The following is a 20031-nucleotide window of genomic DNA, read 5'->3' as shown; positions in this document are numbered from 1 at the left end:
GCCTATCGTGGGTCCGAGCCGCGGATCATCCGGCGGACCCGTTCCCAACGATCCTTGATCGTGGCCTCGGCGCCGAGGCTCGTCGGCTGGTAGTAGCGGGCGTCGCCGATCTCGTCGGGGGCATATTGCTGCTCGGCGATGCCGAAGGGCTCGTCGTGGGAGTAGATATAGGGCTTGGCGGCGCCGGGTCCGTGCCCCACCTTCTTGGCGCCGGCATAGTGCGCGTCGCGCAGGTGCGGCGGGACCTGCCCGATCTTTCCGGCGCGTACGTCGCTGCTCGCGGCGTCGATCGCCCGGATCACGGCGTTGGACTTGGGCGCGACGGCCAAGGCGATCGTGGCCTGGGCCAGGTTGAGGCGGGCCTCGGGCATGCCGATCAGCTGCACCGCTTGGGCAGCCGCCACGGCGGTGGTCAGCGCCGTGGGGTCGGCCAGGCCGATGTCCTCGCTGGCCGAGATCACCAGCCGACGGGCGATGAAGCGCGGATCCTCACCGGCCGCCATCATCCTGGCCAGGTAGTGCAGGGCAGCGTCCACGTCCGAGCCGCGGATCGATTTGATGAAGGCGGAGATCACGTCGTAGTGCTGGTCGCCCTGGCGGTCGTAGCGCACGGCAGCCTGGTCGACCGCGGTCTCCGCGGTGGCCAGGTCGATGGTCGTCGACCCGCTGCTCTGGGCAGCGCCGGCAGCAGCCTCGAGGTAGGTCAGCGACCGGCGGGCGTCTCCCCCGGCCAGGCGCACGAGGTGCTCAAGGGCGTCCTCGTCGAGCGTGAAGGTCCCGGCGAGGCCGCGCTCATCGGTCAACGCCTGCTGCATCACCGCGCGGATGTCGTCGTCGGTGAGCGACTCGAGGCGGAGCAGCAGGGAGCGCGAGAGCAACGGCGAGATGACGGAGAAGAACGGGTTCTCGGTGGTCGCCGCAACCAGGGTGACCCAGCGATTCTCGACACCGGGCAGCAGGGCGTCCTGCTGCGCCTTGGTGAAGCGGTGCACCTCGTCGACGAACAGGACCGTCTCGTTGCCGGTGTTGACCAGGTTGGCACGGGCAGCGTCTATCGCTGCGCGGACCTCCTTCACACCGGCCGCCACTGCCGAGACCTCGACGAACTTCCGGTTCGTCTGTCCGGACAGGATCGAGGCGATCGTCGTCTTCCCGGTCCCCGGCGGGCCCCACAGCAGCAGGGACATCGACTGATCGCCCTCGATCAGCTGGCGCAGCGGCGATCCGGTCGCGCGCAGCTGTTGTTGGCCGACGAGCTCGTCGAGCGTGCGGGGACGCATCCGCACCGCCAGCGGTGCGGACGAGTGCGTGTTGCCCGCCAGCGAACCGCTGCCGCTGCGCGGTTTCGCGCCCGCGCCGCCGTCAACCTCGAAGAGTCCCTCAGTCACCGTGCCACCCTATGTGCCGCACGTGAGCGCGCCGCCGCTCGGTCGGCAAGCCCGCCCGTGCGGGCCTCTGTGATCATCTGACCCGAGCTGACGCGTGCCTGGCACGTGGCTCAGGGCTTGACCGTCCGGCGCTCCTTGAGGTCGAACCACACGTCGGAGAAGCCCGGCGAGTTGCCGATGTCCGACGGGCTGGCCCCCGGGTCCGGGTTCCCGTCGTTGTCGACGCCGAGCATGCGCGCGGTCACCGGGTCGTGCGGGTGGTGGCCCAGCTCGCCGGCGAAGTGACAGGCAACCTTGTGCCGCGGACCGACCTGGAGCATCGGGGGCTCGACCTTCGCGCAGATCTCGCGCGCCAAGGGACAGCGGGTGCGGAACCGGCAGCCCGAGGGCGGGTTGATCGGCGAGGGCACGTCGCCCTGCAGCATGATCCGCTCGCGACGGCCGCCGATGGCCGCCTGCTTCACGTCGGGCACGGCCGAGAGCAGTGCCTGGGTGTAGGGGTGGTGCGAACGCTTGTAGAGGGTCTCCCGGTCGGCGATCTCGACGATCTTGCCGAGGTACATCACTGCGACCTCGGGACAGAAGTGCCGGACCACGGCCAGGTCGTGAGCGATGAACAGGAAGGAGATGTCGAACTCCTTCTGCAGGTCCTGCAGCAGGTTGATCACCTGCGCCTGGATCGAGACGTCGAGCGCGGAGACCGGCTCATCGGCGACCATCAGCTTCGGCTGCAGTGCCAGTGCGCGGGCGATGCCGATGCGCTGGCGCTGGCCGCCGGAGAACTCGTTCGGATAGCGGTTGTAGTGCTCGGGGTTGAGCCCCACGACCTCGAGGAGCTCCTGGACCCGCGACAGGATCTTCTTCTTGGGCACCACGTTGTGCACAGAGAGCGGCGTGCCGATGATGGCGCCGACCGTGTGCCGGGGGTTCAGCGAGGTGTAGGGGTCCTGGAAGATCATCTGGATGTCCTTGCGCAACGGCTTCATCGCGCGATTGGAGATCTTCGCCAGGTCGTGACCCTCGAACATCATCGATCCACCGGTCGGCTCGTAGAGCCGGGTGATCAGGCGACCGGTGGTGGACTTGCCGCAGCCGGACTCACCGACGAGTCCCAGGGAGCTGCCGCGCGGAACCTCGAAGGAGACGCCATCGACTGCCTGCACGTGACCCACGGTGCGACGCAGGCCCGAGGACTTCACCGGGAAGTACATCCGCAAGTTGTCCACCGACAGCACCGAGCCGCGGGACCGGTCGACGCTGGCGGCTGTGTGTCCCATGGCCACGCTCGACTCGAAGGAGACCGGGTGTCCCAGCTCCTTGGCGTCGGCGTCCTGCCCGGCGTTGCCGCGGGTCGGGTTCTGGCCGTCCACGGGCTCTGGCGCGCCTTGGCTGGTGGCCTTGTCGCTCACTGGTTCTCCTCGGCAAGGTCGGGGGCGATCTCCGGCAGCACCTCGGCGCGGTAGATCTCATCGGGGTTGACCAGGTGGCAGCGCTTGACGTGCATTCCGCCGCGCTGTCCCGGCACGAGCTCCGGCAGTTCGGTGAAGCACAGGTCACCGGGCACCTTGGAGGTGTGCACGCACCTGGGGTGGAAGGCGCAGCCGCTCGGCGGGCGGAGCAGGCTGGGCGGGTTGCCCGGGATCGGGATCAGGCGGGCGTCGGTGTCCGCGCTGACGTCCGGGACGCTCGAGAGCAGGCCCCAGGTGTAGGGCATCTCGGGGTGGGTCAGCAGTTCCTTGGCGGCGCCGTACTCGACCGCGCGGCCGGCGTACATCACCAGCACGTCGTCGGCCATCTCGGCGATCACACCGAGGTCGTGGGTGATGATCACGACGGCAGAGTTGTACTCGCGCTGCAGGTCACCGAGCAGGTCGAGGATCTGCGCCTGCACGGTCACGTCGAGTGCGGTGGTCGGCTCATCGGCGATCAGCAGCTGGGGGTTGTTGATCAGCCCCATCGCGATCATCGCTCGTTGCCGCATCCCACCGGAGAACTGGTGCGGGAAGTCGCTGTAGCGACGGTCCGGCTGCGGGATGCCGACCCGGTCGAGCATCTCGATCGCCACCTTGCGGGCGTCCCGCTTGGAGGCCTTGGGGTTGTGCACCATGTAGGCCTCGGAGAGCTGCGCGCCGACCCGGAAGAACGGGTGCAGCGCCGCGAGCGCGTCCTGGAAGATCATCGCGACCTGGTTGCCGCGGATCGGGCGCATCTTGTCCTCGGACAGCCCGAGCAGCTCCTTGCCGCCGACGCGGATGGAGCCGGTGATCTGCGAACGCTTGGCGTCGTGCAGCCCGAGGATCGCCATGCTGGAGACGGACTTGCCCGAACCGGACTCCCCCACGATGCCGAGCGTCTTGCCGAGCTCGACGGAGTAGGACAGGCCACTCACGGCGTTCACGAGGCCGTCCGCGGTGGGGAACTTGACGGTCAGGTCCTCGACGACGAGGAACGGCTCGTCCGTCAGTCGGTCGTTGTTCGGATGTGTCACGAAAGCCTCACTCGGGGGTCGAGCACGCTGTAGAGCAGGTCGACGACGATGTTGGCCAGCACGATGATCACCGCGCCGACCAGGACAGTGGCCTGGACCACTGGCAGGTCCTTGATGTACGTCGCATCCAGCGCCCACAGGCCCATGCCCTGGATGTCGAAGATCTTCTCGGTGAACACCGTCCCGGCGAGCAGGAAGGCGAAGTCGATCCCGAAGATCGTCACGACGGGCACGAGGGCCGAGCGCAGCGCGTGCTTGTAGACGACGGTGCGGCCCGGGAGGCCCTTTGCCTTGGCGGTGCGGATGTAGTCCTCGCTGAGGGACTCAACCATCGCCCCGCGCGAGAATCGGGTGTATTGCGTCGATCCGTAGATCCCCAGCACCAGCCAGGGCACAAGTAGGTGCGAGAACCATCCGCCGATGCCGCCGTCGGCGAGCGACACATAGCCCTTGTCGACGATGTCGAGCGTCAGCGTCGTGTAGAGCATGACGATCAGCGCGACCAGGTAATAGGGGATCGACGTCATGAACAGCGACGTGCTGACCAGCGCCTTGTCGGTGAAGCTGCCCCGTCTGCGGGCAGCCATCACCCCGACCGTGACGCCGACTGCCAGATAAAGGAACGCGGCACCCACCGCCAGGCTCACGGTGGCCGGGATCTTCGTCATCAGCTGCTCGAAGACCGGCTGACGGTTCCGGTTCGACAGGCCCAGGCACGGTGCGTCGCACTGGATGTCCGTGGAGCCCACGGTGATCGTGCGACCCGCCACGAGGCCCTTGGCCCACTTGCCGTATTCCTCGTGGATCGGGTTGTTGAACCCGAGCTTTGCTTCATAGCGCTCGATGGTCGCCGGGTCACAGCCACGACTGCGCTCCGAGTCGCACAGGGGCTTCGCGGGGCTCTTCGGGCCATACCAGAACAGGGCGTAGACCATCATCGAGATGATGACCACGACCATGAAGCCGGCGATCAACCGCTTCAGGACATAAGCAAGCATCGGGCACTTTCTTGGTGGAGTGCAGCGTCGAGCAGGGGCGGTGTCGGGGTGAGGCAGGTAGTCCTGCCCACCCCGACCGCTGTCGTGCAGACCCGGTCCGAGCCGGGTCAGCCATGGCTGACCCGGCCCCGGACCGGGACATCATCACTTCTTGATGTAGATGTCCTTCAGGTTCGGGTATCCCTGAGCGTCATCGTTCTGGAAGTTGCCGATCTTCTCTCCGTAGACGAAGAGGTTGTTGAGGTAGCCGATGTTGACGGCCGGGTAGAACTCCTGGTTGATCTTCTTGTCCAGGGCACCCCACGCGTCAGCCTGCTCCTCGATCGGCAGCGACGGGATCTTCTTCATCTCGGCGTCGATCGACTTCTCCGAGAAACCGCCGGTGTTGTAGAGCTGACCGGTCTGGAACAGCGCCGGGATGAAGGTCAACGGCGAGGGCCAGTCCTGGCACCAGGCGACACCCTTGATGTTGATCTTCTTGTTGACCTCGTTGTTCGGGTCGGTCCAGACGTCGTAGAGCGAGCCGTCGGTCCACGGGTAGGCCTTGGTCTTGAAGCCGGCCTCCTCGTAACCACGCTTGATCTGCTCCATGGCGTCCTTGCCCTCGGGGGAGGACGCGTCGTAGGCCCACGAGAGCTCGAAGGTGCCTTCCTCGACGCCGGCCTTCTTCATGTACTCCTTGGCCTTCTCGGGGTTGAACTCAACCTTCTCGCCCGGGATCGGCTCCATGTCCTTGTCATAACCGGCCATGCCGGGGGGAAGGATGGAGTTGCCCATGACGCGCGTCGTGCCGGGGATCTCGCCACCCGCGGACCAGACGTTCTCGTAGTCGTAGGCGAAGGCGATCGCACGACGAAGGTCGACGTTGTCGATCTTCTTGTAGTCCGGGTAGAGGAAGCTGGTGCAGGTCTGCGGAGCAACGACAACGCGCTTGCCGAGCTTCTTGACCGCCTCGGTGTAGCTCGAGCCCTGGAGCTGGGTGAGGATGGTGGTCTTGGATGCGTCGTTGTTGCTGATCATCAGCTTGTCGGAGGCCTTGGTGTCCTCGTCGAACTTGATGTTCCAGCCGTCGACGTACTGGTGACGGGCCGGGTCGGTCTTGGGGTCCCACTGCTCGTTGCGGACAAGGATGATCTCCTTGTTCGGCGTGAACTTCTGGACCTTGTAGGGACCCGTGGAGAGCGGCTTCAGGCCGTAGGCCGGGGGCTGTCCCGCCTTGCCGGAGGGCACCGGACCGATGGCAGCGAAGGCGCCCCAGTAGTCCATGTCCGGGAACGGCTTGGACATCTTGATCGTGATGGTGTTGCCCTCGACCGAGACGGCCTCGAAGTCCTCACCGTCGACGTACGGACCCTTGTACTTGTCGCCGCCGAGGAAGTACTCGGCGGAGTACTGGGCACCCGGGCCCTCGACCGACTCGGTGTCGAGCGAGCGCTTGATGCCGAAGGCGACATCCTCAGCGGTGACGGGCTTGCCGTTCTCCCACTTCACGCCGTCCTTGATCGTGAACTTCCACTCGGTGTTGTCCGCGTTGGGAGTGCCGAGGTCGGTGGCGAGGTCCGGGACCAGCTCCATCGCACCAGTTTCCTGGTTCTGACGGTAGGTCGTCAGCGAACGGAAGATCAGGTCCTGCATGATCCCGTTATCGGTCACCGACCAGCCCGAGGTCGGGTCCAGGCTGGCCGCGCCGTCATCGGGGTCGGGGTGGATCAAGGTGACCGTGCCACCCTGCTGCGCACCCTCGATCTCGGGGGCGGGGCCCTGCGCTTCCGCGTTCTTCTCGACGGGCTTGGCACTGACCTTGAAGGCTTCTGCCTTCTTGGCCTCGTCACCTCCGCCGCCGCCGCACGCTGCAAGCACGAGCAGCGATGCGCTCGCGGCAAGAGCCAAAGGCTTGTTGAGCCTCATGTTTTCCAGCCTTTCTTTCGGTGTGGTCGTGACCTCGGAGCACCGGGGCCAACGTCTTGTGGCGCCTAGCGCCGGGTCTTCGGGTCGAGGGCGTCGCGGATCGCGTCGCCGAGCAGGTTGAGGGCGACGACCAGGAGCATGATCCCGATCACGGGCTCCCAGAGGTAGAGCGCGTAGGTGTCGAAGTATTGGACTGCCGAGTTGATCGTCTGGCCCCATGACGGCCGGCCGTAGACGCCGATGCCGAGGAAGGCCAGGCCCGCCTCGGCGGCCACCAGTGCCGGCAGGCCCAGGGAGACGGCCACGACGATCGGGGCGACCAGGTTGGGGAGGATCTCCTTGAACAGGATCCGGTGGGTCGGCACGCCCATCACCTTTGCGGCCTGGACGAACTCCCGCTCGCGCAGCGAGAGCACCTCACCGCGGATGATCCGAGCCATCTGCATCCAACCGAAGACCGACAGGATGCCGATCACCGAGTAGAAGGTGACCTGCTCGAAGACCGCCGGGTTCCCGGCGAACCGCTCGGCCAGGATCGGCGCGACGGCCAACGCAGCCAGGAGGAACGGGATGGTCAGGAAGATGTCGGTGATGAACTGGATGACCCGGTCCACCATTCCGCCCATGTAACCGGCGATCAGGCCGAGGACGACACCCACGACCGTGGAGAAGACGACTGCCAGGGTGGCGATCAGCAGCGAGGTGCGGGCGCCGTAGAGCCAGTTGGCGAGCAGGTCGTCCCCGGAGCCGGGGGCGACGCCGAACGGGTGCTCAGGATCGAACCCGTGGTACGGCGGACCCTTGAGCCCGAAGCCTGTGGCCAGGTCGATGCGATCACTTGCCCGCACAGTGTCGGTCGAGACTCCGAAGAGGTCGGACAGGGTGCCGGCGAAGATCGCGATCAGGCCGAAGAGGACGACGATGCCGAAGCAGACGATCGCCACTGGATCCTTGCGGAGTCGATCGAAGGCGATCCGCAGCGGCGACCTGCCAGCGATCTCCTGGGGAACCTCTGGTTCTCCCGCGGCCGGAGACTCCGGGGGCGTCTCCGAAGCCGAAGGCAACGGTTCCTGCGTCAAGCCAGCCATCCAAGACCTTTCCGGATCTAGTCAGAATCACCCGGAGAGCAATGTGCACGCAGCCTCGTCACAGCCGTGACCCAGCCCACTCCCGAGCGGAGTTGACTCTAAGCGACCGGTGAACTCGGTTTGGCCAAGCCGAGGTAACGGTTTGATACCGACGATCGCCAACCAGGCGATGTGTCCCTCAATGACCAATCTCCGCCCCGGATCGGCGTCCGTGGCGGAGATTCGTCATTGCGATGTCAGGGGGTCAGTCGGCGGCGACCTCGTCGGCCGGCTTCGCGTCCACGCCCGCCTCCTTGCGCTGCTGCGCAGTGATCGGGGCCGGTGCCTCGGTCAGCGGGTCGAACCCGCCTCCGGACTTCGGGAAGGCGATCACGTCGCGGATGGAGTCGGTCTTCGCCAGCAGCGCGACGATCCGGTCCATGCCCACGGCGATGCCGCCGTGCGGAGGCGCACCGAACTTGAAGGCCTCGAGCAGGAAGCCGAACTTCTCGCTCGCCTCGTCCTCCTCGATCCCCATCACCTTGAAGACCCGCTTCTGCACGTCCTCGTTGTGGATCCGGATCGAGCCTCCACCGAGCTCGTTGCCGTTGCAGACGATGTCGTAGGCGTAGGCGAGTGCCGGGCCCGGGTCGGTGTCGAAGGAGTCCATGAACTCCTCCTTGGGGCTGGTGAAGGCGTGGTGGACAGCCGTCCATGCCCCGGCACCCACGGCGACGTCACCGCTGGCCACCGCATCCGAGCTGGGCTCGAACAAGGGGGCGTCGACCACCCAGGTGAAGGCGAACGCGTCCTCGTCGATCAGGCCCTGGCGGTGGCCGATCTCGAGCCGAGCGGCACCCAGCAGCCCACGACTGGGCTTGGCTGCGCCGGCAGCGAAGAAGACACAGTCGCCCGGCTTCGCGCCGACGTGTGCGGCGATGCCCTCGCGTTCGGCGTCGGAGATGTTCTTGGCCACCGGACCGGTGATCTCGGTGGTGCCGTCCTCGTTCTCCTTGAGCAGGAGGTAGGCCAGGCCCTTGGCACCGCGCTGCTTGGCCCATTCCTGCCAGGCGTCGAGCTGCTTGCGGGGCTGGCTGGCACCGCCGGGCATCACGACGGCACCCACGTAGTCGGCCTGGAAGACCCGAAACGGCGTTTCGGCGAAGAACTCCGTGCACTCGACGAGCTCGAGACCCATCCGCAGGTCGGGCTTGTCGGAACCGTACTTCGACATCGCCTCGGCATAGGTCATCCGCGGGATCGGGCGCGGGATCTCCTCACCGATCAGGCCCCACATCCCCGCCAGGATGTCCTCCATCAGGGCGATGACGTCATCCTGGTCGACGAAGCTCATCTCGATGTCCAGCTGGGTGAACTCCGGCTGGCGGTCGGCGCGGAAGTCCTCGTCGCGATAGCAGCGCGCGATCTGGTAGTAGCGCTCCATCCCCGCGACCATGAGCAGCTGCTTGAACAGCTGCGGGCTCTGCGGGAGGGCATACCAGCTGCCGGGTCGCAGCCGCGCGGGCACGAGGAAGTCACGAGCGCCCTCCGGCGTCGAACGGGTCAGCGTGGGAGTCTCGATCTCCACGAAGTCGTGGTTGTCCAACACGTCGCGAGCGGCCTTGTTCACCTTGCTGCGCAGGCGCATCGCGGCTGCCGGACCGCTGCGTCGCAGGTCGAGGTAGCGGTGCTTGAGGCGGGCCTCCTCGCCGACCTCTCCCCCGCCCTGGCTGGCGTCGTCGATCGGGAACGGCAGCGGTGCGGATGCAGAGAGCACCTCGACGTCGCTGGCGATCACCTCGATCTCACCGGTGGCAAGGTTCGGGTTCTCGTTGCCCTCCTTGCGGACGACGACCTCACCGGTGATCTTCAGGCAGAACTCGCTGCGCAGGCTGTGTGCCACGGCCTCGTCGCGGATCACCACCTGGACCACGCCACTGGCCTCGCGGAGATCGATGAAGGCGACCCCACCGTGATCGCGCCGACGGGCCACCCAACCTGCAAGGGTGACGGTCTGGCCGACGTGCTCGACGCGCAGGGCGCCGGCGTCATGGGTGCGGATCACGGGTGATGCTCCTTGATTGTTGGTGTGGATCGGGTGTTGCTCATTGATTGTCGGTGCGCACGATCGTCGGCTTCAAATCGTTTGTCGGCGGAAGCCAGGCCTGCGGGTCGGCGTCGACCTGCTCGCCACTGCGGATGTCCTTGACCTGGTGATTGCCGTCACGGTCGGTGAACCAGACGAACGGGATCCCCCGCCGCTCGGCGTAGCGGATCTGCTTGCCGAACTTCTGGGCGCTCGCCGCGACCTCGCACGGCACCCCGTTGGCCCGCAAAGAATCGGCGATCGCGTCACTGGCGACGCGCGACTCCTCGTCCGGCAGGGCCACCAGCACCACGCTCGGCACGGTGCGGTCGGCGACCAGGAGGCCCTTGTTGACCAACGGCACCAGCACCCGGCTCAGGCCCAGCGAGATACCGACACCGGGGTACGTCGTACGCCCGTCGTCGGCCAACGCGTCATAGCGTCCACCGGAGCAGATCGAACCGAGGTTGTCATGACCGTCCAGGCGGGTCTCGAAGACCGTTCCGGTGTAGTAGTCCAACCCACGCGCGATCTTGAGCTCGGCCCGGATCCGGACCCGGTCGTTGCCCAGCGGCGCACAGGCGCGCACCAGCGCGGACAGCTCGTCGAGGCCCTCGTCGAGCAGCTCGTGGGTGACGCCCAGCTCGCGCACCTGGTCTGCGAAGGAGTCGTCCTCGGCGCTGATCGCGGCCAGGGCAAGGCACTGGTCGACCTGCTCGTCGCTCAGCCCGGCCTCGTCGCGCAGCAGCTCGCGGATCTTCGCCTCGGGCATCTTGTCCAGCTTGTCGATCACCCGCATGGTGTTCTCCACGCCGCCGTCGTCCTCGCTGATGCCCAGACCCAGGTAGAACCCCTGGATCAGCTTGCGATTGTTGACCTGGAGCGTGAAGCCGGGAAGGCCGATCGAGTCCGGGCTGGTCAGCGTGCCCAGGGCGTGGAGCATCACCCGGGTGACCTCGACGTCGTGGTGGAAGGGCAGCTCACCCTGTCCGACGATGTCGATGTCGGCCTGGACGAACTCCCGGAACCGGCCGTCCTGGGGCCGTTCGCCGCGCCACACCTTCTGGATCTGGTAGCGGCGGAAGGGGAACTCGAGCTTCCCGGCGTTCTCCAGCACATAGCGGGCGAACGGCACGGTGAGGTCGAAGTGCAGGCCCATTCCGGCATGGCCCTCTTCGGACTCCTCGTGCAGTCGGCGCAGCAGGTAGACCTCCTTGGAGGTTTCGCCCTTGCGCAGCAGCTGGTCCAACGGCTCGACGGCTCGGGTCTCGATGTTGGCGAAGCCGTGCAGCTCGAAGGTGCGCGAGAGCGCCTCGATCACCTGGCGCTCGACCTCACGCTGAGCGGGCAGGAACTCGGGGAAGCCACTGAGCGGCTTCGGGGTGCCCCGGCTCATGCGTCACCGTCTGCCGGAGTGGCCACGAGGTCCTGCAGGAACGGGTTGGTCGCCCGCTCGCGACCGATCGAGGTCTGCTCGCCGTGCCCGGGAAAGACCACGATGTTGTCGGCCAACGGGAGCACCTTGCTGCGCAGGCTCTCGAGCATCTCGGAGTGGTCGCCACCGACCAGGTCGGTGCGACCGATGGATCCCTGGAACAGGAAGTCGCCGGAGAACATCACCTGTGCGACGTCCTCGGGTCCGTCGTACTGCATCCGGTAGAGCACGGTGCCGGGTGTGTGCCCGGGGGCGTGGTCGACGACGACGGTGAGGCCCTCGATCTCGATGACCGAGCCCTCGACCGCCTCGTGCACCTTGCCCGGTTCACGGAAGTCAGGGGTCTGGTCCATCCCGAACTGCGCGCGAAGCATCGCTGCGGACTGGTTCGAGATCGCCGCCATCGGGTCCTTGAGCAGGTGCCGGTCATCGGCACCGATCCACAACGGGGCGTCGTACTTGTCGGCAACGACCTGCGCCTGCCACATGTGGTCGAAGTGGCCGTGGGTGACCAGGACCGCCGCCGGCTTCAGTGAGTGCTCGGCAACGAGTCGGTCCACGCCCTCGGCCGAGTCCTGCCCGGGGTCGATGATCACGCACTCGCCACCCGCCTCTGCACCGACGAAGTAGCAGTTTGCAGCCAACTGGCCAGCGGGAAAGCCGGCAATGAACACGGGGAAACCCTTCGTTGCTGAGAACAGGAAGTGCCGGCCCGTGGGCTGCATTCGCAGCCGGTGAACACCGACACTGAGGGTCAGCCTACCGAGGTGTGCGAGTTGTTTGACTACGATGGGCAACCATGAGCGCGCAGCAGGAGTCCCCGTGGGGCCGGGTGGCCGATGACGGCACCGTTTTCGTACGTACGTCCGAGGGCGAGAGGTCCGTGGGGCAATACCCCGAGGGCACCCCAGAGGAGGCGCTCAAGTTCTTCACCGATCGGTTCGACGCGCTGACCTTCGAGGTGGGACTGCTCGAGCAGCGCATCAAGGGCGGCGCCCTCTCCCCCGACGAAGCCGCACAGTCGGTCAAGACCGTGCGGGAGCAGGTCACCAGCGCCAACGCGGTCGGCGACCTGGAGTCCCTCCTCACGCGACTCGACGCCACGTCCGAGGTGATCGCGGTCCAGCGTGAGGCCCGCAAGGCCGAGCGTGCCGCGAAGGTCGCCGAGTCACGCACCCGCAAGGAGGCCATCGTCGCCGAGGCCGAGAAGCTGGCCGGGTCCAGCGACTGGCGCAACGGCGCAAACCGACTTCGGGACCTGCTCGAGGAGTGGAAGGGCCTGCCCCGTCTCGACAAGTCCGCCGACGACACCCTGTGGCGCCGGTTCTCGTCGGCACGCACGACCTACACCCGACACCGCAAGGCGCACTTCGCCGAGCAGCACGAGAAGCGCGACGGCGCCCGAGTCGTCAAGGAGAAGCTCGCCGTCGAGGCCGAGGGTCTGGCCACCTCCACCGACTGGGGCCCGACCGCCGGCAGGTTCCGCGACCTGATGCGCGACTGGAAGGCCGCCGGCCCGGCTCCCCGCGACGTCGACGAGGCGTTGTGGAAGCGGTTCCGGGGTGCCCAGGACGCGTTCTTCGGGGCCCGCGACGCCGCCAACGCCGAGCTCGACAAGGAGTTCGAGGCCAACGCGGTCGTCAAGGAAGGCCTGCTGGTCGAGGCCGAGGCCCTGCTGCCGGTCACCGACGTGGAGGCGGCCAAGAAGGCGTTCCGCGACATCGCCGACCGCTGGGACGAGGCCGGCAAGGTCCCCCGCGACAAGATCAAGCCGTTCGAGGCCCGGATGCGCAAGGTCGAGCAGGCGATCCGTGGTGTCGAGGACGAGAAGTGGAAGAAGTCCGACCCGGAGAAGTCGGCGCGCGCCGATGACATGATCGGCAAGCTCGAGCAGGCCATCGCCGACATCCAGACCGACCTGGACAAGCAGCGCGCGGCCGGCAACCAGAAGAAGGTCAAGGAGCTCGAGGAGAACCTCGAGTCCCGCAAGGCCTTCCTCGACATGGCCCGCCGGGCGGCCCAGGACTTCTCCGCCTGACCCACGCCGACCCGGCAGTTGTTGACGGTGTGGGCTTGCGACCGTACGCCGACCCGTCAGTTGTTGACCGCGTGCGTCCGCGATGTGACGGGCGCGACGCAGCTCAGCGTGGTGCGGGGCGCCTGCGGCGACGCTGCGCGAGGAGCGCAGCCATGGCGAGCACGACCAGCCAGCCGACCGACGCACCGAGCCAGAGCCGCTCCCAGGCTCCGATGGCCTCGGACTTGTTCATCATCCCGATGCCGGTGAACGAAGCCCAGAAGAACGGCAGGGCCAAGAACCCGGCCACCCGGTCCGGACCACGTTCGAAGAACGCGCTGACCACGGCGACCAGCATGGTGAAGAACATGACCGCGGCCAACGTCCCGGCGACGACGCCATGCATGCCGGCCTCGAGGCTGATCAGCCCGCTGCGCTGGCCGGTGCCACACCCGGCCTCGCCGTGGTGGCAGTCGGCGCGGAAGAGCACCACCAGGCCGAACAGGACGCCGGCCAGCACCAGGAAGGCACCGGCAATCTTCGTCCGCCAGGCGGCCAGCATCAGGATGCCTGCGAGCAGGTGGGCAAGCGCGAAGGCGGCCAGGCAGAGGCTGCCCAACGCGGCGACCGACGAGCCGTCGGCCGCCAGGCTGGAGACGTAGTCCCGCTTCATTGAATAGCCGTCAGCAGCGACGGCCGAGGCGATCACATCCAGGACGAGGAACGCCACGACAGCAGCGAGTGTCGACGCCGCGAGGAGCCGGACGGTGCGCTCGTGCCTCATTGGGTGATGCGGTAGGCGTCGAACACCCCGGGCACCGAGCGGACGGCTCGCAGCACGCTGTCCAGGTGCAGGGCATCGGCCATCTCGAAGGAGAACTTGCTCTTGGCGACCCGGTCGCGAGTCGTGGTCAGGGAGGCGCTGAGGATGTTCACGTGGACGTCCGAGAGCGCCATCGTGATGTCGGAGAGCAGCCGGGCCCGGTCCAGCGCCTCGACCTGGATGTTGACCAGGAACGTCGACTTGGTCGTCGGTTGCCACTGGACGTCGATCAGTCGCTCCGGCTGGGAGCGCAGGCTCTCGGCGTTGGTGCAGTCGGCGCGGTGCACCGAGACTCCCCCGCCCTTGGTCACGAAGCCGAGGATCTCGTCCGGTGGCACCGGCGTACAGCACTTGGCCAGCTTGACCCACAACCCGTCGGCGCCCTTGACCACGACTCCGGCGTCCTCGGCTCCACCGAGACGACGCCGAGCCCGGCGGCCGGTGATGGTGACGCCCTCGGCCAGGTCCTCCTGGGCACCCTGGTCGCCGCCGTGCAGGTCGATCACTTTGCGTACGACGGTCTGCGCGCCCAGGTTGCCCTCGCCGACTGCGGCATACAGCGCACTGACGTCGGCGAGCTTCAACTGCTCCGCGACCACGGTCAGGGACTCGTGCGAGAGCAGCCGCTTGAGCGGCAGACCCTCCTTGCGCATCAGCTTGGCGATCTGTTCCTTGCCGTGATCGATCGCTTCCTCGCGACGCTCCTTGGTGAACCAGTGCCGGATCTTGGAGCGGGCCCGCGGTGACCGGACGAAGGTCAGCCAGTCACGCGAGGGACCGGCATTGGGCGCCTTGGTGGTGAAGACCTCGATCACGTCGCCGTTGTCGAGCGTCGACTCGAGCGGGATCAGGCGACCGTTGACCCGGGCTCCGATGGTGTGGTGACCCACCTCGGTGTGCACGGCGTACGCAAAATCGATCGGGGTCGCGCCGACCGGGAGGGCGATCACGTCCCCGCGCGGGGTGAAGACATAGACCTCGGCCCGGTTGATCTCGAAACGCAACGACTCCAGGAACTCCCCCGGGTCCTCGACGTCGTGCTGCCACTCAAGCAGCTGCCGGACCCAGGTCATGTCGCCAGTGGTCTCGTCACCGCGACGATCGGTGTCGACGCCGTTGCGGGTGTCTTCCTTGTACTTCCAGTGGGCCGCGACACCGTATTCGGCACGGCGGTGCATCGCGAAGGTGCGGATCTGCATCTCCACGGGCTTGCCCTGCGGCCCGATCACCGTGGTGTGCAGGGATTGGTACATGTTGAACTTCGGCATCGCGATGTAGTCCTTGAACCGTCCGAGGACGGGGTTCCACCGCGAGTGGACGATGCCGAGTGCGGAATAGCACTCGCGGTCCTCCTCGACGAGGATCCGGATGCCGACCAGGTCATAGATGTCGGAGAACTCGCGTCCCCCGACGATCATCTTCTGGTAGATCGAGTAGTAGTGCTTCGGGCGCCCGGTGACGCGGGCGGTCAGCCTCGAGGTCTTCAGATCGGCCTCGACCTGCTTGATCACCTCGGCCAGGAACTGGTCGCGAGAGGGCGCCCGCTCGGCGACCATCCGCACGATCTCGTCATAGATCTTGGGGTGCAGGGTCGCGAAGGCGAGGTCCTCGAGCTCCCACTTGATGGTGTTCATGCCGAGCCGGTGGGCCAGCGGGGCATAGATGTCGAGGGTCTCGCGTGCCTTGCGCTCCTGGGTCTCCTGCTTGACGTAGCGCAGGGTCCGCATGTTGTGGAGGCGGTCGGCCAGCTTGATCACCAGCACCCGGATGTCGCGCGACATCGCGACGATCATCTTGCGGATCGTCTCGGCCTGCGCTGAGTCGCCGTACTGGACCTTGTCCAGCTTGGTCACACCGTCGACGAGCCGGGCGACCTCGTCACCGAACTCCGACTTCAGCTGCTCCAGGGAGTAGTCGGTGTCCTCGACCGTGTCGTGCAGGAGCGCGGCGACCAGCGTCGGCTCGGTCATCCCGATGTCGGCCAGGATCGTGGTGACCGCCAGCGGGTGGGTGATGTAGGGGTCGCCGCTCTTGCGCATCTGCGGGCCGTGGAGCTCCTCGGCCCGCAGGTAGGCGCGTTCGAGCAACGCTAGGTCGGCCTTGGGGTGGTTGGCACGCACCGCTCGGAAGAGCGGTTCGAGAACCGGGTTGCCGACCTGGGAACGGGAGCCGATGCGGGCCAGTCTGGCCCGCATCCGGCGTCCGGTCTGGGAGCCGATCGGCTCCGGAGCGCGCGCCTCCGCCTCAGCGGCGGCGGGCTTCTCCTCGGTCATTCGACCAGTCTAGGACGTGAGGTCCGTGGTCCGGCTCAGGCCTTCGGGAACAGCGGGTATTCCACGCCGGTCACGTGCTGTACGACGCGGACCACCTGGCAGCTGTAGCCGAACTCGTTGTCGTACCACGCATAGACGACCGCGTGCTTGCCGTGCACGATCGTCGCGTTGGCATCGATGATGCACGCCGCGCGCGAGCCGACGAGGTCGGTGGAGACCAGGTCGGGCGAGGCGATGAAGTCGATCTGGCGCTTCATCGGCGAGTGCAGGGAGATGGTGCGGAGGTACTCGGTGAGCTCCTCGCGCGTGGTCTCCTTGTCGAGCGTCAGGTTGAGGATCGCCATCGACACGTCGGGCGTGGGGACCCGGATCGAGGAGCCGGTGATGTGGCCGGTCAGCTCGGGCAGCGCCTTGGAGACGGCCGAAGCGGCACCGGTCTCGGTGAGCACCATGTTGAGCGGCGCGGAGCGGCCACGACGGTCGCCCTTGTGGAAGTTGTCGAGAAGGTTCTGGTCGTTGGTGAACGAGTGAACCGTCTCGACGTGACCGTGCTCGACGCCGTACTCGTCGTTGATCGCCTTGAGCGCAGGAACGATGGCGTTGGTGGTGCACGAGGCACACGAGAGGATGTTGTCGTCCTCGCGCAGGGTCTCGTGGTTGACGCCGTGCACGATGTTCTTGACGTCGCCCTTGCCCGGGGCGGTCAGGACGACCTTGGAGATGCCCGGACGCAGGTGCTGGGCGAGGCCTTCCCGGTCACGCCACTTGCCGGTGTTGTCGATCAGGACGGCGTTGTCGATGCCGTACTCGGTGTAGTCGACCTCGGTCGGGTCGTTGGCGTAGATGACCTTGATCGTCACGCCGTTGGCGCAGATGGTGTTGTTGTCGGCGTCGATGTGGATCGAGCCGTTGAAGGCACCGTGGACCGAGTCGCGACGCAGCAGCGAGGCGCGCTTCTTCAGGTCACCCTCGCCGCCCTTGCGGACCACCACGGCGCGCAGGCGCAGGCCGTTGCCGGAGCCGGCCTTCTCGACGAGGAGACGGGCGACCAGTCGCCCGATCCGGCCGAATCCATAGAGTACGACGTCGCGCGGGCCCTGCTGGCTGATCTTGTTCTCGCCGGTGGCACCGGCAACCTCACGAGCGGTGAACTCCTCGATGGTGAGGCCCTCGGAGTCCTCCGCGAAGGCGACCGCGATCTGGCCGATGTCGATCCGGGCCGGGCCCAGGTCGAGCGTGCTCAGCGCCTTGAGGATCGGCATGGTGTCCTCGATGCCGAGCTCGCGACCCTCGATCTGACGCACCGCGCGGTGGGTCTTGAGGATGCTGATGACGGACTTGTTCACCAACGAACGGCTGTGCACCAGGATGGTCACGTCACGCTCACGGTAGAGCTGGCCGATGATCGGGATCATCGCTTCGGCCAGGGCCTCGCGGCTCTTCCAGGTGGCGAAGTGGTCAGACGTCACTGTCGATTCCTCGGTCTTTCGTGGGTTTCGGTTCAGACCTGCTCGAGTGCGAGCAGCGGCACGTCCGCCACCGCCTCGCGTCCGGGCAGGAAGGTCAGTTCGAGCAGCACCGCGACGGAGTGGACGACGCCACCGCAACGCTCGATGAGGGTGCGGGTCGCGGCCACGGTGCCGCCGGTGGCGAGCACGTCATCGACCACCAGCACGCGCTCGCCGGGGGCGACACCGTCCTTGTGGATCTCGATGGTCGCGTCGCCGTATTCCAAGGCATAGGACTCGGAGAAGGTGTCGCGGGGCAGCTTGCCGGCCTTGCGGACCGGCACGAAGCCGGCGCCGAGGGCCAGGGCGACGGGGGCCGCGAACATGAAGCCTCTGGCCTCCATGCCGACGACCTTGTCGATGACGACGTTGCCGGCGGCGTCGCGACCTGCGGCGGCCAGTGCCTGGACCACAGCGGTGAAGCCGTCATGGTCGGCCAGGAGTGGGGTGATGTCCTTGAAGACGACTCCCGGCTTCGGATAGTCGCTCACGTCGACAACGAGGCGCTTCAGCGCGTCCTCGGCGGCAGCGGACAATCCTCAGCCCTCCCCGGGGGCGTTGCGGTCGTCGCCGGGCTGGTCAACCGCACGGTCGCCGGCGGAGTCCGAGCCGGGCTCGCCCTCCTCGCGGGGCTTGCCGACGATGGCCTGACGGGCGATGGTCACCACCACGTCGGGGGCGATGCGCAGGCCGATGCGGTCACCGTCGAAGGAGTCGATCACGCCGAAGAAGCCGCTGTTGGTGATCACCTCGTCGCCGACGACCAGCGCCTGCTGGACCTCACGGAGCTCCTTCTGGCGTCGCGACGCCGGTCGGATCACGAAGAGCCAGAAGATCAGGAAGATCCCGACGATGGGCAGCAAGGACAGCAGGTCCTTCAAGAGAAACCTCTCAGACATGGCGGAGTGACTCGGTGCAGCGGCACCGGGACGATCCGGGCCGCAGGCAGTCTAGCCGGGTTTCAGTCCTCGAAGAGAGTCGCATCCGTCACTCCCGGCGCCGGAGGCACCAGACCGAGGTGCGCCCAGGCCGCGGGGGTGGCGATCCGGCCTCGCGGGGTGCGGGCGAGGAAGCCGTTGCGCACCAGGAAGGGCTCGGCCACCTCCTCGACGGTCTCGCGCTCCTCACCCACCGCGACAGCCAGCGTGGAGAGCCCCACCGGTCCCCCGCCGAATCGCCGGCAGAGCACGTCGATCACACCGCGGTCGAGCCGGTCAAGGCCCAGTGTGTCGACCTCGTAGAGCTCGAGGGCGGACATCGCCACGTCGCGGGTGACCGTCCCGTCGGCCCGGACCTGGGCATAGTCACGCACCCGGCGCAGGAGCCGGTTGGCGATCCGCGGCGTACCCCGGGACCGCCCGGCGATCTCGGCGGAACCTTCTGCGGTGAGGTGTACGTCGAGGAGCCCGGCGCTGCGGTGCACGATCTGGTCGAGGTCCTCGGGCTCATAGAACTCGAGGTGTGCGGTGAAGCCGAACCGGTCGCGCAGCGGCCCGGGCAGGAGCCCCGCGCGCGTGGTCGCTCCGACCAGGGTGAACGGCGGGATCTCGAGCGGGATCGCCGTCGCACCCGGCCCCTTGCCGATGATGACGTCGACCCGGAAGTCCTCCATCGCCATGTAGAGCATCTCTTCGGCGGCGCGCGACATCCGGTGGATCTCGTCGACGAAGAGCACGTCGCCCTCGTTGAGCCCGGAGATGATCGCGGCCAGGTCACCGGCATGGGTGATCGCCGGCCCGCTGGTGAGCCGTAGGGGTGAGCCCATCTCGGCGGCGATGATCATCGCCAAGGTGGTCTTGCCCAGGCCCGGCGGACCGGAGAGCAGGACGTGGTCGGGGGCGCGGCCTCGGGCCCGGGCGGCCTCGAGGACGAGTCCGAGCTGTTCGCGGACCCGCTGCTGGCCGATGACCTCGTCGAGTGACTTGGGGCGCAGCGCAGCTTCGATGGCTCGCTCGTCGCCGGTCGCGTCGGCGGCGACGATCCGCTGGATCTCGGCCTCCTCGGCCTCGCTGAACCGGTCGGTCGCGTCGTAGTCCACGC

16 protein-coding genes are annotated in these 20031 nt (G+C 67.2%); 1 reads left to right on the top strand and 15 read right to left on the bottom strand.

What is annotated here, in order from left to right:
• Positions 1-2 precede the first annotated feature (2 nt).
• The 9 genes from BJ980_RS01625 to BJ980_RS01585 all read right to left on the bottom strand — a co-directional run bounded on the left by BJ980_RS01625 (position 3) and on the right by BJ980_RS01585 (position 12044).
• Positions 3-1388 carry an AAA family ATPase gene (locus BJ980_RS01625; RefSeq protein WP_179500685.1) on the bottom strand — a complete coding sequence of 462 codons (1386 nt, stop codon included), beginning with the start codon at positions 1386-1388 and terminating at the stop codon, positions 3-5.
• Positions 1389-1498: 110 nt separating this feature from the next.
• Positions 1499-2665, bottom strand: coding sequence for an ABC transporter ATP-binding protein (locus BJ980_RS01620; protein WP_179503695.1), 1167 nt, complete (start codon positions 2663-2665; stop codon positions 1499-1501).
• A 128-nt stretch (positions 2666-2793) separates the two neighbouring features.
• A complete protein-coding gene (locus tag BJ980_RS01615) occupies positions 2794-3876 on the bottom strand; it encodes an oligopeptide/dipeptide ABC transporter ATP-binding protein (protein WP_179500684.1) in 1083 nt (360 codons plus the stop codon).
• Entirely contained in the window at positions 3873-4874 is a 1002-nt protein-coding gene (locus tag BJ980_RS01610; RefSeq protein ID WP_179500683.1) for an ABC transporter permease, read from the bottom strand. The genes BJ980_RS01615 and BJ980_RS01610 overlap by 4 nt, the downstream gene beginning before the upstream one ends.
• A gap of 144 nt (positions 4875-5018) precedes the next feature.
• The gene (locus BJ980_RS01605) at positions 5019-6782 is read right to left on the bottom strand and encodes an ABC transporter substrate-binding protein (RefSeq protein WP_179500682.1); all 1764 of its coding nucleotides are present in this window, start codon (positions 6780-6782) and stop codon (positions 5019-5021) included.
• 65 nt (positions 6783-6847) lie between these two features.
• Positions 6848-7861 (bottom strand): ABC transporter permease, encoded by a 1014-nt coding sequence (locus tag BJ980_RS01600; protein ID WP_246279906.1) that lies wholly within the window; start codon positions 7859-7861, stop codon positions 6848-6850.
• Positions 7862-8114: 253 nt separating this feature from the next.
• On the bottom strand, positions 8115-9914 hold the full coding sequence (gene aspS / locus BJ980_RS01595) for an aspartate--tRNA ligase (RefSeq protein ID WP_179500680.1): 1800 nt from the start codon (positions 9912-9914) through the stop codon (positions 8115-8117).
• A gap of 40 nt (positions 9915-9954) precedes the next feature.
• Positions 9955-11331: a histidine--tRNA ligase gene (gene hisS, locus BJ980_RS01590; protein WP_179500679.1), complete on the bottom strand. Its 1377-nt coding sequence runs from the start codon at positions 11329-11331 to the stop codon at positions 9955-9957.
• Complete coding sequence (locus BJ980_RS01585; RefSeq protein ID WP_179500678.1) at positions 11328-12044, bottom strand: MBL fold metallo-hydrolase; 717 nt, start codon at positions 12042-12044, stop codon at positions 11328-11330. The genes hisS and BJ980_RS01585 overlap by 4 nt, the downstream gene beginning before the upstream one ends.
• A gap of 125 nt (positions 12045-12169) precedes the next feature.
• Here BJ980_RS01585 and BJ980_RS01580 point away from each other — a divergent pair, with 125 nt between their 5' ends.
• Entirely contained in the window at positions 12170-13408 is a 1239-nt protein-coding gene (locus tag BJ980_RS01580) for a DUF349 domain-containing protein (protein ID WP_179500677.1), read from the top strand.
• Between the two features lie 103 nt (positions 13409-13511).
• On the opposite strand, the gene BJ980_RS01575 is transcribed toward BJ980_RS01580, so the two are convergent.
• The 6 genes from BJ980_RS01575 to ruvB form a co-directional block, all read right to left on the bottom strand.
• The gene (locus tag BJ980_RS01575) at positions 13512-14171 is read right to left on the bottom strand and encodes a DUF998 domain-containing protein (protein WP_179500676.1); all 660 of its coding nucleotides are present in this window, start codon (positions 14169-14171) and stop codon (positions 13512-13514) included.
• Positions 14168-16483 carry a RelA/SpoT family protein gene (locus BJ980_RS01570; RefSeq protein ID WP_425490269.1) on the bottom strand — a complete coding sequence of 772 codons (2316 nt, stop codon included), beginning with the start codon at positions 16481-16483 and terminating at the stop codon, positions 14168-14170. Before BJ980_RS01570 ends, BJ980_RS01575 begins: the two co-directional genes overlap by 4 nt.
• Before the next feature lie 35 nt (positions 16484-16518).
• On the bottom strand, positions 16519-17952 hold the full coding sequence (locus BJ980_RS01565) for a glyceraldehyde-3-phosphate dehydrogenase (protein ID WP_179500675.1): 1434 nt from the start codon (positions 17950-17952) through the stop codon (positions 16519-16521).
• A gap of 32 nt (positions 17953-17984) precedes the next feature.
• Positions 17985-18527, bottom strand: coding sequence for an adenine phosphoribosyltransferase (locus tag BJ980_RS01560; protein ID WP_179500674.1), 543 nt, complete (start codon positions 18525-18527; stop codon positions 17985-17987).
• 3 nt (positions 18528-18530) lie between these two features.
• Entirely contained in the window at positions 18531-18890 is a 360-nt protein-coding gene (yajC, locus tag BJ980_RS01555) for a preprotein translocase subunit YajC (RefSeq protein WP_246279905.1), read from the bottom strand.
• 62 nt (positions 18891-18952) lie between these two features.
• On the bottom strand, positions 18953-20029 hold the full coding sequence (gene ruvB / locus BJ980_RS01550) for a Holliday junction branch migration DNA helicase RuvB (protein ID WP_343047626.1): 1077 nt from the start codon (positions 20027-20029) through the stop codon (positions 18953-18955).
• Positions 20030-20031 lie beyond the last annotated feature (2 nt).

Origin of the sequence: Nocardioides daedukensis (genome assembly GCF_013408415.1) — a bacterium.
Taxonomy (GTDB): Bacteria; Actinomycetota; Actinomycetes; order Propionibacteriales; family Nocardioidaceae; genus Nocardioides; species Nocardioides daedukensis.
This window is presented reverse-complemented; position numbering and strand designations above follow the sequence as displayed.